The organism is Desnuesiella massiliensis, assembly GCF_001403615.1.
Taxonomy (GTDB): domain Bacteria; phylum Bacillota; class Clostridia; order Clostridiales; family Clostridiaceae; genus Desnuesiella; species Desnuesiella massiliensis.
This window is the reverse complement of sequence record NZ_LN879456.1, coordinates 1,076,102-1,092,164: the sequence shown is the minus strand read 5'-3', so window position 1 is coordinate 1,092,164 and position 16,063 is coordinate 1,076,102. Positions and strand designations below refer to the sequence as shown.

Below are 16,063 nucleotides of genomic sequence, written 5' to 3'. Positions count from 1 at the left end.
AAGAATGGGCTTTAGAGTAATTAATGGTAAGCTTTATGAAGTAGGAAATTTCCCTCAGTATAATAATGTAAACAAAGAAAGAATTTCTAACAATACTAAGGAAAGCTTTAAAGCTATACTGGAGAAGGAGATTCAATCAAAGGATAGTTTTAAAATATCAAATCATGCTGCAGAAAGAATTAAAGATATCGAACTAGATGATGGTGATATGAAGAAAATTAATGAGGGAATAAATTTAGCAGAGGAAAAAGGAAGTAAAAACTCAGTGCTGCTATACAAAGATATAGCTTTGGTGGCTAGTATTGAAAACAGAACTATAATAACTGCAGTGCAAAAGGAAAGAACTAAAGAAAATATATTCACTAACATAGATAGTGTAGTGATTCTATAGGGCTGGACCTTAAAAGGAGGCTCTAACCTTGCGGAAGGATGGAAGCAAGGGAAAATTAATTTGCAATTTATAATAGGAGGTCATATATATGTTAAGATCCATGTATTCCGGTATCAGTGGAATGAAGGTAAATCAAACAAAGCTAGATGTTATAGGTAATAATATTGCTAACGTTGGAACAACTTCTTTTAAGGTTTCTAGAGTTAGATTTCAGGATATGCTTAGCCAAAGTGCAGGTAAAGCTTCAGGGCCAGCTTTAAACACAGGAGGGGTTAACCCTAAGCAAGTAGGATTAGGAGTAAAGCTTGCAGGGATAGACACTGTAGTGTATCAAGGTATGATGCAGCCTACTTCAAGAAACCTAGATGTAGCTGTAGATGGAGAAGGTTATTTTATGGTAGCTAAAGGTCCAAGGACCTTTGATAATACTTCTTTAGTTGTAGACGCAAATCATGAGTTGAGCGGTAGTAGCAACTTAAGTATTATGTATACTAGAGATGGATCCTTTATATTAGATACAGAAGGAAATCTTTTAACTTCAGATGGATATAGAGTGTTGGGATATTCTGTTAGTGGTAACGGTATGAAACCAACAGGATCAGGAGCAGGAGCAGCATCAGCTGTATCAAGCAGTATAGATGCTAGCGGTAACATCATTTTTGTTGATGCAGATTCAGTATCAGGAACAGCATCAAATCTAAAGGCAAATGATGGATTAAAGACACTTAGAATACCTGAAAAGATTTTTGTTGGTTCAGGTACTGGTTCTGGTGCTATTCAAAAGAGAATAATTTCTTTCTCCATTGAAAAAGATGGTTTAATTAAAGGAGTAGTAGAAGGTGGACAAGTAGCTGTATTGGGTCAAATAGCCATGGCTTCTTTTAAAAACCCAGCTGGATTAGAGAAACTAGGAGGAAATCTTTATTTAAACTCTGCAAACTCAGGAAATGCTGTGGTAAGGAGTGGAATAGGAACTGACCCAACAAAAGATAATAGCAAGGGCTATGGAGATATGCTTCAAGGTATGCTGGAGATGTCCAATGTAGATCTAGCGGAGCAATTTACAGATATGATAGTGGCAAGCAGAGCCTTCCAGGCTAGCGGTAAGATGATAAGCACTGGGGATGAGATTCTTCAGGATATCATAAATCTAAAGAGATAGTTTTTTAATGAATAACTTATTTTAATGCACAATTCACAATGCACAATGCACAATTAAGGAAGATTTTTTTCGCTAGTCGAAAAAAATCAGATAATTTTATATTTATAATTTTTCTAAGCTTTGCTCAGAAAAATGTCCTTAATTGTGAATTGTGAACTGTGCATTGTGAATTTATGAAGGAGGTTTATATGATAAATGTTACCGGTCTTAACCATAAAGAGTTTATTTTAAATGCAGAACATATAGAAAAAATAGAAGAAGTACCTGAAACATTAATTACTTTAGTCAATGGAAAAAAGTACATAGTGTTAGAAACCACAGAAGAAGTAGTTAATAGAGTTATAAAATATAAAAATAGGATTTTTACTTTAAGTATTTAGGAGGCATTTAGACATGAAAAAGCAAGACTTAATGACCTTACTAGGTGTCGTAGCAGGTATTATATTATTGCTATGGGGAATGAGTTTGGGAGGATCTAAATTAAAGATATTCTATGATTTTCCATCCATTATAATTACAGGGTTTGGTTCCTTCTGTTCTCTTTTAATTAATTATCCTTTTAGAGAAGTAAGCAAACTAGGTTCAATTATAATAGAATCCTTTAAAGAACTTAAATCATCTAAAATAGATATGATTGAACGATTCTCAAGCCTTTCAAAAAAGGCGAGAAGAGAAGGCTTGTTATCTTTAGAGGATGAAGTTTCAAATATAGAGGATGATTATCTAAAAAAAGGCTTACAGATGGTTATAGACGGAATTGAGCCAGAAACTATTAGGGAAATAATGGAACTTGAAATAGGAGAAATGGAGAAGAGACACAAAATAGGTATAGACATGCTAAAATCGTGGGCGGCCTATGCTCCAGCTTTTGGTATGATAGGTACTTTAATAGGACTTATCCAAATGCTTGATGGATTAGATGACTCAAGCAAGATTGCTTCTGGTATGGCTGTTGCTTTAATAACAACCTTTTATGGTGCTGTTATGGCGAATTTAATCTTCACACCTATGGCCGCAAAATTAGCTTTAAGAAGTGAAAAGGAATCTGGACTTAATGAAATGCTTCTAGAAGGAATTTTGGCTATACAATCTGGTGTAAATCCAAGAATAGTGGAAGAGAAATTAATATGTTATTTATCTCCTGAAGAAAGAAAAAAATATGGTGAAGTTACAAAATTGCAAGAAGGAGTTGCATAATAATGGCAAGAAAGAAAACGGAATCAAATGGTGGCCCTTCTGGACAAGAATGGTTAGCTACCTACTCTGATACTGTAACTTTATTATTAACCTTCTTTATATTGCTGTATTCTTTCTCAACAGTAGATGCTCAAAAGCTAAAAAATCTATCTGCTGCAATGCAAACAGTTCTTTCAGGTCAAGGAGGAACTTCAATATTAGAATATAATATAAATACTGGGAATGCTCCTTTAGTTGGAGAAGATATGAATACAGATGCTGCACAAAATGTTGGACAAGCTACTGATATGTATTCAACAGTGAAAGAGTTTATTGAGAAGAATAATATGCAGTCTTCAGTACAAATTAAAGAAGATGAGAGAGGTGTAATAATCCAGCTTAGGGATAATATACTATTTGAGTCTGGAAAAGCTGATTTAAAGGATAATAGTAAGAGTATTTTAGATAAGATAAACAGTTTGATTTCCACCTTTCCTAACAATATAATAGTGGAAGGGCATACTGATAATTTACCCATTAATACCTTTAAGTTTGAAAGTAACTGGGAGTTATCTACTGCTAGAGCAGTAAATGTAGTAAGATATTTTGTGGAACAGAGAGGTCATAATCCTGTAAGGTTTTCAGCAGCAGGCTATGGTGAATTTAAGCCCGTGGCACCAAATGACACTGCAGATAATAAGGCTATGAATAGAAGGGTAAACATATTAATAGTAGCTACAGAAAAGGAGAAGAAAAAATAATGGCTGAGAAGAAAGTGAATGCTAATAAAAAAGAAAAAGAAAAAGAAAAGAGTAGTGGTAGTGGATTAAAAATTATTATTATTATTCTATTAACATTAATTTTATTAGGTGGAGCAGCTTTTGCAGGATTTTTTATATTTTTTAAAGATAATAATAACACTCAAGCAGTAACTCCTAATGTTGTAAACTCTAATAATATACCAACAGTATTACTAATTGATGAAAATATTTTTGATTTGGGAGAATTTACAGTAAATCTGTCTGACGAGGGTGGAAAAAGATATTTAAAGGCTAAAATATCCATTGGATATGATAAAAAGAATAAAAATTTAGCAAAAGAAATGGAGCCTAAAAAAATTATTTTGAGGGACTCTGTAATTACTGTATTGACATCTAAAAAAGCTACGGATATGACTCAAAAAGGTAAAGAGGATTTGAAAAAGGAACTATTAGATAAGATTAATCCACTGTTTAAAGATGGTAGAATAACTAGTATATATTTTGATGATATTTTAGTTCAATAGGGACGATGATTATGGAATTTTGGGTGTTACTTTTTAAAATTGCTATTTTCCTACCTTTTATACTATTTTTGTTTTTTATATCTATTAAGTATGGAGGAGGAAAGCTTCAACAGATTCAAAACACTAAATATTTAAAAGTTATGGAAAGACTATCTCTTTCAAAGGATAATTCTATATTAATTGTTAAAATAGGAGAAAAGGCATATGTAATTTCCTCTGGTAATAAAGGAGTAGAAATACTTATGGAGTTACCAGAGGAAGAAATAAAAAAGGTTGAAGCTTATAAAGCAATTCCTCAATATAGTAATCTTAAAGATTTTTATAACAAACTTAAGGTTAAAGGAAGATATGATGATGAAAAATAAAAAAAGATATGGCCTTATATTGCTTTTTGCGGTAATAACATTATGCTTTATTGCCATAAAAGCAAATGCGGCACCTGAAAATGTACCTGTTCCTAAGATTAATTTTTCTGTAGATGGGGCAAGTACTCCTAAGGATTATGTAGATAATATTAAAATATTGATTTTTTTAACTCTATTAACATTATTACCGTCCTTTGTGATAATGATGACTAGCTTTACAAGAATAATTGTAACCTTTTCCTTTTTAAAAGGAGCTTTAGGCGCGCAGCAGTCTATACCAAATCAGATATTAATAGGCTTAGCTTTATTTTTGACGATTTTTATAATGGCTCCGGTTTATAATAATATGAATGAAAAAGCTTTTAAACCTTTCTTAGAAAATAAAATTAATCAAGAGCAAGCTATAGAGGAAGGTGCCAAGCCTATAAGGGAGTTTATGCTTAAGCAAACTCGCCAAAAGGATCTAAAACTCTTTATGGAAGTAGCCAAGCTAGGGGAAGATGTTACTAAAGAAAATGTACCTCTTTATGTGGTTATACCAGCTTTTGCTATAAGTGAGTTAAAAACAGCCTTTCAGATAGGCTTTTTACTATACATTCCTTTCTTAATTATAGACTTAGTGGTAGCTAGTGTTCTTATGTCTATGGGGATGTTCATGCTTCCTCCAGTGATGATATCCATGCCTTTTAAATTATTATTATTCGTAATGGTGGATGGATGGTATCTACTGGTTAAGTCCTTAATTATGAGCTTTTCGTGAGGTGAAAAAATATTATGAGTGAAACCATGATAATGGGCATTATTAAAGATGCTCTATCAACAGCCATGCTAGTGGCTGCACCTATACTTCTTGTATCTATAATAGTAGGCTTACTGATAAGTATTTTTCAAGCTACTACACAGATACAAGAGCAGACTCTTACTTTCGTTCCTAAACTTATTGCTATCGCTGTTGTAGGATTAATAGCTGGCAGCTGGATGCTTAATACTATAATTAGATTTACAGAGAGGATTTTCGATGTTATTGCCAATATAGTTCAATAGGGGGAAATACTTTGATTGATGTCTTATACTTTACAGCAGTAATTTTAATTTTTTTACGAATAGGTACTTTTCTTATTACAGTACCCACTTTTTTCCCTAATGGTACTCCTAGTATAATGAAAGTGTTCTTAGGACTCATGTTTTCTTTTATATTGGTACCGGGAATCAAATATGGCTATTTATCCAATATAAACTCTAATTGGACCCTATTTATGTACTGCTTAAATGAAGTAGTAACAGGATTGGTGCTAGGATTTATAACTAACTTATGCTTTAATGTTATAAGAATGGCAGGAAGCTATATGGATATGCAATTAGGATTTGCCATGCTATCTATGTTTGATCCTAATACTAAAAGTAATTCCACCTTATTTGAAAGACTTATATATTGGTTAAGTCTCATGATATTTTTTATTATAGATGGCCATCATATGCTTATAAATTTAATGATTGACAGTTTTAATATAGTTAATTTAGGAAATTCTTTGGTTACTGATGGATCCATAACTTATATTTTTGAGATTTTTTCTAAATATTTTATTATAGGCTTTAAAATAGCCATTCCAATAATTTTTATAATGATAATAGTAGACTTATCTTTAGGCTTGGTGTCTAGGCCTGTGCCGCAGCTAAATGTTATGATATTAGGAATGCCTATGAAAATTTTAGTAGGCTTAGCTACTTTTTCTCTAGCTCTACCTTTAATAGTAAAAGCTATAGTGTTAGCTATAGATGAGTTGCCCAATATATTTAGAGAACTTTATAAATATGTTCCTTTAGTCTTTGTATTTGCCTCAGAAGATAAAACAGAGGAGGCAACCCCTAGAAAAAAGAGAGATGCTAGAAAGAAAGGGCAGGTGGCTAAAAGTAAGGATGTGCCTTTGGCATTAACATTGCTGACGTCAACTTTAGTAATTTCAATATTAGGAGCTTATGTTGGCAATAACTTGAAATCTTTAATGATACATTATCTTAAGGATGGCATAACTCAAGATGTAAATTTGCTGAACCTTAATTCAAATAGTATAAATTTAGTTTTGAAATTTCTTTTGACTTTTTTACCTATAGTTCTACCACTAACAGCAGTGGGTGTTTTTGCGAATTATATACAAACGGGTTTTTTACTTACTTCAGAACCATTAAAACCTAAACTATCAAAGCTTAATCCGATTAATGGATTTAAAAGGATATTTTCCAGTAGAACTGCAGTTGAATTATTGAAGGACATTGGTATAGTAAGTATAGTAGGATATGTAGCCTATAATTTTGTGAAAGACAATTACATTAAAATATTAAATGTAGGCAATCTAAGTATAAATTCTCTAGGTTCTGTCATGGGGGACTTAGTTATAAGCATATTTACTAAAATAACTATAATTATGATTATTCTAGCTTTGGCTGACTACATATACCAAAGATATATGTATAATAAAGATTTAAAAATGACGAAGCAAGAGGTGAAAGAAGAATTCAAGCAGGATGAAGGAGACCCTCAAATTAAGTCTAAAATAAAGCAGAAACAAAGGGAGTTTGCAACTAGAAGAATGATGCAGTCCGTGCCAGATGCTACCGTGGTAGTTACAAACCCTACCCATTTAGCCGTAGCATTAAAATATGAGGAAGGCAGAAGTGAAGCTCCTATAGTTGTAGCTAAGGGAAGCGATTATGTAGCGTTAAAGATAAAAGAAATAGCTAAGAAAAATGAGGTACCCGTCATTGAAAATAAACCTCTAGCAAGATTACTTTATTCAGAGGTTGATATAGATTCTGAAATTCCAGTTAATATGTATCAAGCTGTAGCTGAGATACTAGCATTAGTTTTAAAATTAAAAAAGAAAAAAACATATAAGTAGCAAAGGGTGAGATGGCTTGGCAGGAAATAGCTTATCTAAATTTAATATAAAAGATAGATTTGACACTATAGTGGCCTTTGGATTAATTGGTATAGTTCTTATGATAATTATTCCATTGCCTCCGTTTATTTTGGATATTTTATTAGCGATTAACATAACAGTGTCAGTTATGATAATGCTATTAACAATGTTTACCACTGAAGTTTTACAATTCTCAGTATTTCCAACATTACTATTGATAACCACTTTATTTAGACTAGCACTTAACATATCTTCTACTAGGTTAATACTATCGGAAGCTTATGCCGGGCAAATTATTGAAGCTTTTGGTAGCTTCGTTATAGGTGGAAACTATGTAGTTGGTATTATAATATTTTTAATAATCATAATTATACAGTTTGTAGTTATTACTAATGGTGCAGGCAGAGTTTCTGAAGTGTCAGCAAGATTTACCTTAGATGCCATGCCAGGTAAGCAGATGAGTATAGATGCGGATTTAAATGCTGGATTAATTGATGAAAGTGACGCTAGAGATAGAAGAAGAAAACTGCAAATGGAAGCGGACTTTTATGGAGCTATGGATGGAGCCTCTAAATTTGTTAAGGGAGACGCCATAGCAGGTATAATAATTACTGTAATAAACATATTAGGCGGTATTATCATAGGTGTGGTAATGCTTAATATGGATATAAGCAAAGCAGCTACTACCTATATCAGATTGACTGTAGGGGATGGACTAGTTGGTCAAATACCTGCTCTTTTGATATCTACTGCTTCTGGTATATTGGTAACTCGTTCAGGAACGGATGAGAATTTAGGTAGTGCTCTTACTAGGCAGCTTACAGGATTTCCTGTAGTAATGGCTCTTGCTTCAGCAGTATTGTTCTTTTTAGCTATAATACCAGGACTGCCTACTGTTCCTTTTTTAACATTATCTATAGGAGCAGGGGTAGGAGCTTACTTTTTATATAAAGATGAAAAGGAAAAAGTTATACAGCAGATTGAAACAGAACAGGCCGAAATAATTGAAACGGAAAAAAAAGAACCAGAAAATGTAATGAATCTAATATCTGTAGAACCTATGGAGGTAGAGATTGGTTATGGATTAATACCTTTAGCAGATGAAGCTTCAGGTGGAGATCTGTTACAGAGAATTGCTTCTGTTAGAAGGCAATGCGCCATAGAGATGGGCATAGTAGTTCAACCTATTAGAATAAGAGATAATCTCCAGTTAAAAACTAATGAATATGTGGTTAAAATAAGAGGAACAATCATAGCTTATTCAGAGCTAATGCCTAATATGTTACTATGCATGGATCCTACTAATGAGAACTTAGATATGCCAGGTATAAAAACTGTAGAACCAACTTTTGGTTTACCTGCGGTATGGATAAATAAGGATCAAAGAGAAGAAGCAGAGATAAAAGGGCTAACTGTGGTAGATCCTACTACAGTAATGGTTACTCACTTAACTGAAACCATAAAAGCACATTCTTATGAATTACTAGGAAGACAGGAAGTCAAACTAATTATCGACTCTGTAAAGGAGAGATATAGCGCTGTAGTTGAGGAGTTGATTCCAGATCTTATGACCATAGGTGAGCTTCAAAAGGTACTTCAAAATTTATTAAGGGAAAAGATATCAATTAAAGATATGGTTACTATATTGGAGTCATTAGCAGATAACGCTAGAAATACAAAAGATATAGAAGTATTAACAGAATACGTTAGATTTGCTTTAGGAAGAAGTATATGTAATCAATTTGTTGATGAAAATAGGAGTATAACTGTAGCCACTTTGGATCCTAGGGTTGAAGATATAATCGGCAATAATCTTCAAAAGTCTATTCAAGGAACCTTCCCTGCGGTAGATCCTGATACTACTGGGCAAATATTAAACTCTATAAGATATGTACTAGATACGGTGTACTTCCATGAGAATCAGCCAGTTATTCTTGTTTCTCCAAAGATTAGACCAGCTTTTAGAAGACTTATAGAAATGGTCTATCCTAATATAGCGGTAGTTTCATTAAATGAAATTCCAAATGATGTTGAAATAAGAACCGAAGGAGTAGTGACCATATAGATGATAATAAAGAGATATCTAGTAAATAACATGAATGAGGCCATGACTAGAATTAGATATGAGCTTGGTAAGGATGCAGTTATAATAAGCCAAAGAAAGGTAAAAAAGCCTGGTTTTAAAGGCTTTTTTTCTAAAAAAATGATTGAAGTAACTGCTGCTATAGAAAATGATAAAAGAGAAAATGATAAAAAGTTAGAAAATAATAAAAAAATAGATGGATATAGTAAAAGTGAGGAGGAAAATGTACAGGATAGCTTAGTTGCATTAAGAAAAATTATAGCAGCTGAAAAGGAAAAAACTCCAACTGTACTAGAGCCTACAAGAAAAGAAACATCTATGAATAACCTTACCAAGCAAGACGATAATGAGCTTTTAAAAGAGATGAGAGAGATGAAGGGTATGATTAATAGCATCTTTAATACTTCTAATAAGCCAGTAGAAGAGAAAAGCAGGGTACAAGCTATATTAGAAGAAAATGATGCTAATGAAAAGGTCATTGAAAAAGTAATACAAAGCTATAAAGAAGAGTCTGAGGAATTAAATGAAGAATTAAAAGTAAAGAATGCTATTGAAAATATTATAAGTGTAGGTAAAAGTAAAACGGATGGAGTCATGATATTAGTTGGTCCTACAGGAGTTGGAAAAACTACTACTATAGCTAAGTTAGCAGGTAGATTAGCTCTAGTTGAAAAGAAAAAGGTAGGTTTGATTACTGTGGATACTTATAGAATTGGAGCAGTAGAACAACTAAGAACCTATGCTGAGATAATGAGTATACCTTTTAAAGTAGTTATTACTACAAAGGAGATGGAAGCAGCCATAGAGTCTATGAATAACTGCGATGTTATACTAATAGATACCACAGGAAGAAGCAGTAAAAATGTAATGCAGATTTCCGAATTAAGAGCTTTTGTAGATAAAGTTAATACTGAGAATATCCATTTAGTTTTAAGCTGTACCACTAAGAATAAGGATATTGAATCTATTATAGAAGGATACAAGGTTTTAAATTATAGCAATGTTATTATTACTAAATTAGATGAAACAAATACCTATGGTTCTATTTTAAATATTCTTGATTCTGCTAAGAAACCGCTAAGTTTTGTAACTACTGGTCAAAATGTACCGGATGACATAAAACAATTAAGTCCATCAGACATAGTAAGTCTTGTGCTAGGGGAGGACGGTATATGCTAGATCAAGCTGAAAGACTTAGACAAATGATGAATAGTACCAATAGTACTCCTTCCAAACCTAAAATAATCACAATAACCTCTGGAAAAGGTGGAGTAGGAAAGAGCAATATTGTTGTAAATTTATCCATAGCTCTTCAGCAAATGGGGAAAAAAGTTATGATTTTTGATGCAGATATCGGTATGGGTAATGATGATGTATTAATGGGTTTTTTGCCAAAATTTAATGTTTTTGATATAATATTTAGTAACAAAGAAATTAAGGATGTAATAATCACTGGTCCCTTTGGAGTAAAATTATTGCCAGGTGGTTCTGGACTTAATAAAATAGAGGATTTAGATGATAGACAAAGAGATAAATTTTTAAATAAATTAGAGTCTATTGAGGATTTAGATTATATTATAATGGACACAGGAGCAGGTATTAACAGGAGTGTCTTAGCTTTTATAGCTTGTGCCGATGAACTTATTGTAGTAACTACTCCGGAACCTACATCACTAACGGATGCTTATAGCTTATTAAAAGCAGTTAACCATTTTAAAATTAAAAATAAAGCTAAGGTTATAGTAAATAAAGCCATAGATTATAAAGAGGGAGATATTACCTTTGGAAAGTTTGATAATGCAGTTACTAATTTTTTGAAGATGAAATTAGACTTTCTAGGGACTGTTTTAGAGGATAGAAAATTGACTCAAGCGGTTAGAACTCAGACTCCCTTTGTTATAAGCTTTCCAAACTGTGATGCTTCAAAGGATATAATAAATATTGCCAATAAGATTTTAGGTAATGAAGAAATAATTAAAGGAACTGGTGCAAAAGGCTTATTTAAAAAGATATTCAGTATTTTTTCATAGGGAGTTGTGGATGAATTGAAAGGCTTTGAACTAAATATTAACGGAAGATTAGATATTTATTGGGAGGATGCTATTTATAAGAGTACTGTTCAAGATGTTAGCGATGATTATTTTGCCATGAGCATTCCGATGTTCGAAGGGGAATATTTACCTCTTGCGAGAGGTGAAAAGGTTGAAATTATATATTATGATAATTTGGTATTATACAAATTTATTGGAGTAGTTATTAGTAGAAAAATTGATAATAATGTTCCTCAGCTTATTTTACAATTTCCTGACAAGGTTCAAAGAATACAAAGAAGGAATTATGTTAGAGTAGACTTGATTGAATATATTAATTATTGTCAATTTATTGATGACAAAAAAATAGATGATATATATTATGAAGATGATAAAAACATATTTAAAGCCATACTGCTAGATGTAAGCGGAGGTGGCATAAAATTAAAGATAAAGGAAAGAGTAAAAGCCAATGATATTTTGCTTATACAATTACCTACTAACGAGGGAATCCTTAAGCTAAAAGGAAGAATTGTCAGGGTGATTAAGGACGATGATAATAGAAATCTTTGTGGTATAAGTTTTATAGAGTTAAATAGTAAAACCAGGGAGAGAATAATTAGATATGTGTTCGACATAATGAGGAAACAAAGGAATGCGGCGTTAAAGGAGGGGTAGGTAATGGCAATAGCTAATACCTCAAATGTGAAAGAAGAAATCGTAAAAAAATATATTCCTTTAGTTAAGTATATTGCTTCTAGAGTAATTATTGGAAAAAGTAAGTATATAGAATATGAGGATTTAGTTAGCTATGGAATGATAGGCCTTATGGATGCGCTAAATAAGTTCGATGAGAGCAAGGGGATGAAATTTTCTACCTATGCCTCTATAAGAATAAAGGGTTCCATGATAGATGAGATAAGAAAAACTAGCCCTATATCAAAAGGGGCTATGGATAAATTAAATAGATATAATGAAGCTATAGAAGACCTCCAAAAAAGGCTTATGCGGGAACCTACTAATAACGAAATAGCTAAGGCGCTGAACATGTCCTTAGAGGATGTTGGAGAAGTAGAAAATTATATTAATTACATATCTATTATATCTTTAGAAGATATAATTTTTTCAGAAGATGACGATATGCCTTTGATGGGGACTATCGAGGATGAAAAGAGCCCTAGTCCTGAAAAGACTCTTGAAGAAAAAGAAGAGTTAGAGTACTTAGCTAAATCTATTGAAATCTTGAATGAAAAAGATAAATTAGTACTATCTTTATACTACTATGAAGGACTAACCTTAAAAGAGATTGGAAAGGTTCTTGAGGTATCTGAGTCTAGAGTATGTCAGCTTCATAGTAGGGCAATAATCCATCTTAGAAGTGCCATGAAAAAGTTAAAGTATGTATAAAATTTGGAGTGTATAATATGCCTTTATTTTTAATTATTATTGGAATAGTACTTATACTTTTAAATATTAGAGCAGTAACTAAAGAAAAAAAATCCTTTCAAAACACCTTAAACAAAGAAGAGATAGATATTACTGAGGTAGAGATATTGGTAGGGGAGTTAAGAAGGGAGTTTTCTGAAACAATTATAGAATTGCAGCAGGATATTCTAGAACTAAAAGAGAGTAAATATGCCATTAAGGAAGATGTACATAGTATTAAAGAAGTTAGTTCTTCTAAATTAGAAACCATGGATCTCTTAGAAGCAAAAAGTAATAATGATATGGATGAAAAAGAAGAGATTATAGGAAATAGTGAGGATAAGGTAAAAAATGTTTCTCAATTATTATCACAAGGCTTATCCATAGAAGAAATCTGTGAGAAGCTTGGTATTGGTAAGGGGGAAGTATTATTAATAAAAGAATTATACAAAAAATAAAAGAGATTATAAATTTTCTAAGTGATAGGAAATTGCTCATAGGTATAGGTATAGGTATAATAATAGGAACTATAGCTATGTTTGGATATAAAATGGAAGTATCTTTGAGCAAGGAAGCCATAGAAAGAAAAGCTAAGTCTTATGGAATGGATTATCCTGAAGAATTTAAAGTAATAAATAAGAAGGATGTGGGTAAATGATAAGAAGTCTTTATACTGCAGTTTCAGGGTTAATAACTATGGAAGCAAAGCAGGATGTGGTAACTAATAATTTAGCTAATGCCAATACTGTAGGCTTTAAATCAGACAACTTAGTTATGAAAAAATTTGATGATGTTTTAATAGAAAATTACGATAAAATATCAGGTGGAAAAAATGTAAGAAATCTCATAGGATCCTTATCTATGGGGAGTAAAATTGATGAAACTCTAACAGATTTTACTCAAGGAAGCATTCAAAGCACTGATAAGGATACAGACTTTGCTATTGATGGTCCAGGCTTTTTTGCAGTACAAAGAAGCACTGGAGGCAATAATCAGGTTTTTTATACCAGAGATGGCCATTTTAGAGTAAGCATGCAAGGATACTTAGTAAATGATAGTGGTGATAGAGTATTAGGGGTCAATTCTAACACTGGCGCCTTAGAACCAATATTTGTTGGCAATGGTAAAATATCTTCAGATCCAAATAATAATTTACTAATAGATGAAAAGGTTGCCTATAGATTTAATATATCAGATTTCAATGACTATAAAGCACTAAGAAAAGTAGGAGATAATTTATATCAAGGCGAAAATCCAGTCCAAGGTACTGGTGTTACAAAGCAAAAGTCTCTTGAGAGATCTAATGTAAATATAATTAACGAAATGGTTAATATGATGACTACAATGAGAAGCTTCGAAACTAGCCAGAAAATTGTACAGTCAATTGATGAAACCCTAGGGAAAGCTGCTAATGAAGTAGGAACAGTGAGGTAGAGCTTAGAAAGGCGGTATTATTATGTTAAGAGTACTTTGGAATAGCAGAAGTGCTATGAATGCAAATCAAGAAAAATTAGATGCCATATCGAACAATCTAGCTAACGCAGGTACAGAGGGCTATAAAAGAGTAGGTGTATCTTTTAAGGATTTAGTTTATGAGACTCTTGATAGACAGGGATATCCTTTATCTGAGAATAATAATAGACAAGTAGAGCCATTAACTGGTGGAGGAGTTAGAACCACTGGTTGGATAAGAGATAATGGTCAAGGAATATTAATACAAAGCGACATACCTACAAATCTAGCTATTGATGGTGAAGGGTATTTTAAGGTTATAACTCCGCAAGGTAATGAGGCTTATACTAGAGCAGGTACCTTTAATATAGATGCAGATGGTAAGCTTGTAGATAGCTTAGGAAATTTATTGGAGATAAAATTCAATGAAGGTATTAATCCACAAGAAATAAAATTTAATAAGGATAATTTTAGTGTGGATAAGGATGGCAGCATCTTATATGAGAATAATGGAAATACTACTAATGTAGGTAGAATTCAACTTTATTCTGCAGTAGGTAATAATGCCTTAAGATCCATAGGTGAAAGCTTATATGTGCCTAATGAAGCTGCTCAAATGTATACAGTGCAGGACGCAGACATAAGACAAGGTTTTATTGAAGGATCTAATGTAGATATGGCTCAAGAATTTACGGATATGATATTGACTCAAAGAGCCTTTGAATTAGGCTCAAGAGGAATAAAAACTGCAGATGAAATGTGGGGCATGGTTAATAATTTAAGAGGAAGATAGTTTCTTAATTCACAATGTATTATATGCTTCTCAGTTATACTGAGAAGCATATAATTTTTTGACTTTTTTCGCTGACGAAAAAAGTCTTCCTTAATTATGCATTGTGCATTGTGAATTGTGAATTAATATAGGTAATTAGTAATATACTTTACCATAAGCTATTTTATGGAGGATGGAAAATTGGGGTAGGGTATATATTAGGATGTTTATTAAGTTTATTGTTTTGGAGAATAGATAGACAAAGGATAGTTAGAGTAGTAGATGGGTTTTTATTTAGGAGAATAAAAATTAAAGGGATAGTTTTATTTTTATATACCGTATTAACTATATTACTTATTTACATGTTAAGTTTTATAACTGAAAAAGAGTTACTTAACTTCATAACAGCCTTCTTAGTTATAGATATAAGTAATAGTGAGAAGAAAAACCTAGAGCTTAAAGATAAGATTAAATTTTATGAATCTATAACTTTGGCCAGTAAGAGTCTATTATGTGGCTTTGTTGCACCCTTATTTTATATTTTGATATTTTCTTCAAATCTTATAGGAATTATCTATATAATTCTATACAATATCAGCGAAACTAGAAGGTATAATATAATAGATTTCGTACTTAATGCATTAAATATAGTTCCTTCATTAATAATACAAGGGCTATTTTATGTAGTTTATGTTATTAGAAATAAAAGCTTCTCTATAGACTTTAAGGGGGACTATATTTTAAATACACTAACAAGACCTTTGCTTAATATTGAGATAATGGCAGCTTATATAGAATCAGTAAATTTCTATTATCATTTTAATTCAAAGGAACTAAGTTTTATTAAAAGCTATGGAAAATATAATAATAAAATTGATGAGGTATGCCTAAAAGATTATTTAAGCATAAATTATGCTACGGCATTTATATATTTTATGATTTTTATACTAATAAATTTCTTTATAAAATAAAAGGTGACCGAGAAAGGTCACCTTTTTATAATG

Annotated in this window: 20 protein-coding genes; all 20 read left to right on the top strand. The window is 32.0% G+C overall.

Annotated elements, in window-relative coordinates:
* Positions 1-4 precede the first annotated feature (4 nt).
* The 20 genes from BN2665_RS16100 (at position 5) to BN2665_RS16010 (ending at position 16,030) form a co-directional block, all read left to right on the top strand.
* Entirely contained in the window at positions 5-391 is a 387-nt protein-coding gene (locus tag BN2665_RS16100) for a TIGR02530 family flagellar biosynthesis protein (protein ID WP_055668113.1), read from the top strand.
* Between the two features lie 88 nt (positions 392-479).
* Positions 480-1,553 carry a flagellar hook-basal body complex protein gene (locus BN2665_RS16095; protein WP_055668112.1) on the top strand — a complete coding sequence of 358 codons (1,074 nt, stop codon included), beginning with the start codon at positions 480-482 and terminating at the stop codon, positions 1,551-1,553.
* Between the two features lie 188 nt (positions 1,554-1,741).
* A complete protein-coding gene (locus tag BN2665_RS16090; protein ID WP_055668111.1) occupies positions 1,742-1,933 on the top strand; it encodes a flagellar FlbD family protein in 192 nt (63 codons plus the stop codon).
* 13 nt (positions 1,934-1,946) lie between these two features.
* Positions 1,947-2,750, top strand: a complete 804-nt coding sequence (locus BN2665_RS16085; RefSeq protein ID WP_055668110.1) for a motility protein A — start codon at positions 1,947-1,949, stop codon at positions 2,748-2,750.
* A gap of 2 nt (positions 2,751-2,752) precedes the next feature.
* The gene (locus BN2665_RS16080; protein WP_055668109.1) at positions 2,753-3,490 is read left to right on the top strand and encodes a flagellar motor protein MotB; all 738 of its coding nucleotides are present in this window, start codon (positions 2,753-2,755) and stop codon (positions 3,488-3,490) included.
* The gene (locus BN2665_RS16075) at positions 3,490-4,014 is read left to right on the top strand and encodes a flagellar basal body-associated FliL family protein (RefSeq protein ID WP_055668108.1); all 525 of its coding nucleotides are present in this window, start codon (positions 3,490-3,492) and stop codon (positions 4,012-4,014) included. Before BN2665_RS16080 ends, BN2665_RS16075 begins: the two co-directional genes overlap by 1 nt.
* Positions 4,015-4,025: 11 nt before the next feature.
* Positions 4,026-4,379, top strand: a complete 354-nt coding sequence (gene fliO / locus BN2665_RS16070) for a flagellar biosynthetic protein FliO (protein ID WP_242865962.1) — start codon at positions 4,026-4,028, stop codon at positions 4,377-4,379.
* The gene (fliP, locus tag BN2665_RS16065; protein WP_423229861.1) at positions 4,369-5,139 is read left to right on the top strand and encodes a flagellar type III secretion system pore protein FliP; all 771 of its coding nucleotides are present in this window, start codon (positions 4,369-4,371) and stop codon (positions 5,137-5,139) included. The genes fliO and fliP overlap by 11 nt, the downstream gene beginning before the upstream one ends.
* 14 nt (positions 5,140-5,153) lie before the next feature.
* Positions 5,154-5,423 carry a flagellar biosynthesis protein FliQ gene (fliQ, locus tag BN2665_RS16060; protein WP_055668105.1) on the top strand — a complete coding sequence of 90 codons (270 nt, stop codon included), beginning with the start codon at positions 5,154-5,156 and terminating at the stop codon, positions 5,421-5,423.
* Between the two features lie 11 nt (positions 5,424-5,434).
* Positions 5,435-7,276 (top strand): fused FliR family export protein/FlhB family type III secretion system protein, encoded by a 1,842-nt coding sequence (locus BN2665_RS16055; protein ID WP_055668104.1) that lies wholly within the window; start codon positions 5,435-5,437, stop codon positions 7,274-7,276.
* A gap of 16 nt (positions 7,277-7,292) precedes the next feature.
* Positions 7,293-9,362, top strand: a complete 2,070-nt coding sequence (gene flhA / locus BN2665_RS16050; RefSeq protein ID WP_055668103.1) for a flagellar biosynthesis protein FlhA — start codon at positions 7,293-7,295, stop codon at positions 9,360-9,362.
* Positions 9,363-10,559, top strand: a complete 1,197-nt coding sequence (gene flhF, locus BN2665_RS16045; protein WP_055668102.1) for a flagellar biosynthesis GTPase FlhF — start codon at positions 9,363-9,365, stop codon at positions 10,557-10,559.
* Positions 10,553-11,410: a MinD/ParA family protein gene (locus BN2665_RS16040; RefSeq protein WP_055668101.1), complete on the top strand. Its 858-nt coding sequence runs from the start codon at positions 10,553-10,555 to the stop codon at positions 11,408-11,410. The genes flhF and BN2665_RS16040 overlap by 7 nt, the downstream gene beginning before the upstream one ends.
* Before the next feature lie 6 nt (positions 11,411-11,416).
* Entirely contained in the window at positions 11,417-12,088 is a 672-nt protein-coding gene (locus BN2665_RS16035) for a flagellar brake protein (RefSeq protein ID WP_082435927.1), read from the top strand.
* A 3-nt stretch (positions 12,089-12,091) separates the two neighbouring features.
* Entirely contained in the window at positions 12,092-12,817 is a 726-nt protein-coding gene (locus tag BN2665_RS16030; protein ID WP_055668099.1) for a FliA/WhiG family RNA polymerase sigma factor, read from the top strand.
* Between the two features lie 17 nt (positions 12,818-12,834).
* Complete coding sequence (locus BN2665_RS16025) at positions 12,835-13,293, top strand: DUF6115 domain-containing protein (protein ID WP_055668098.1); 459 nt, start codon at positions 12,835-12,837, stop codon at positions 13,291-13,293.
* Positions 13,294-13,325: 32 nt separating this feature from the next.
* Positions 13,326-13,493: a hypothetical protein gene (locus BN2665_RS27370; protein WP_195892705.1), complete on the top strand. Its 168-nt coding sequence runs from the start codon at positions 13,326-13,328 to the stop codon at positions 13,491-13,493.
* Positions 13,490-14,269: a flagellar basal-body rod protein FlgG gene (locus tag BN2665_RS16020; protein ID WP_055668097.1), complete on the top strand. Its 780-nt coding sequence runs from the start codon at positions 13,490-13,492 to the stop codon at positions 14,267-14,269. The genes BN2665_RS27370 and BN2665_RS16020 overlap by 4 nt, the downstream gene beginning before the upstream one ends.
* Positions 14,270-14,291: 22 nt before the next feature.
* Entirely contained in the window at positions 14,292-15,080 is a 789-nt protein-coding gene (locus BN2665_RS16015) for a flagellar basal-body rod protein FlgG (RefSeq protein ID WP_055668096.1), read from the top strand.
* A 218-nt stretch (positions 15,081-15,298) separates the two neighbouring features.
* The gene (locus tag BN2665_RS16010; protein ID WP_055668095.1) at positions 15,299-16,030 is read left to right on the top strand and encodes a hypothetical protein; all 732 of its coding nucleotides are present in this window, start codon (positions 15,299-15,301) and stop codon (positions 16,028-16,030) included.
* Positions 16,031-16,063 lie beyond the last annotated feature (33 nt).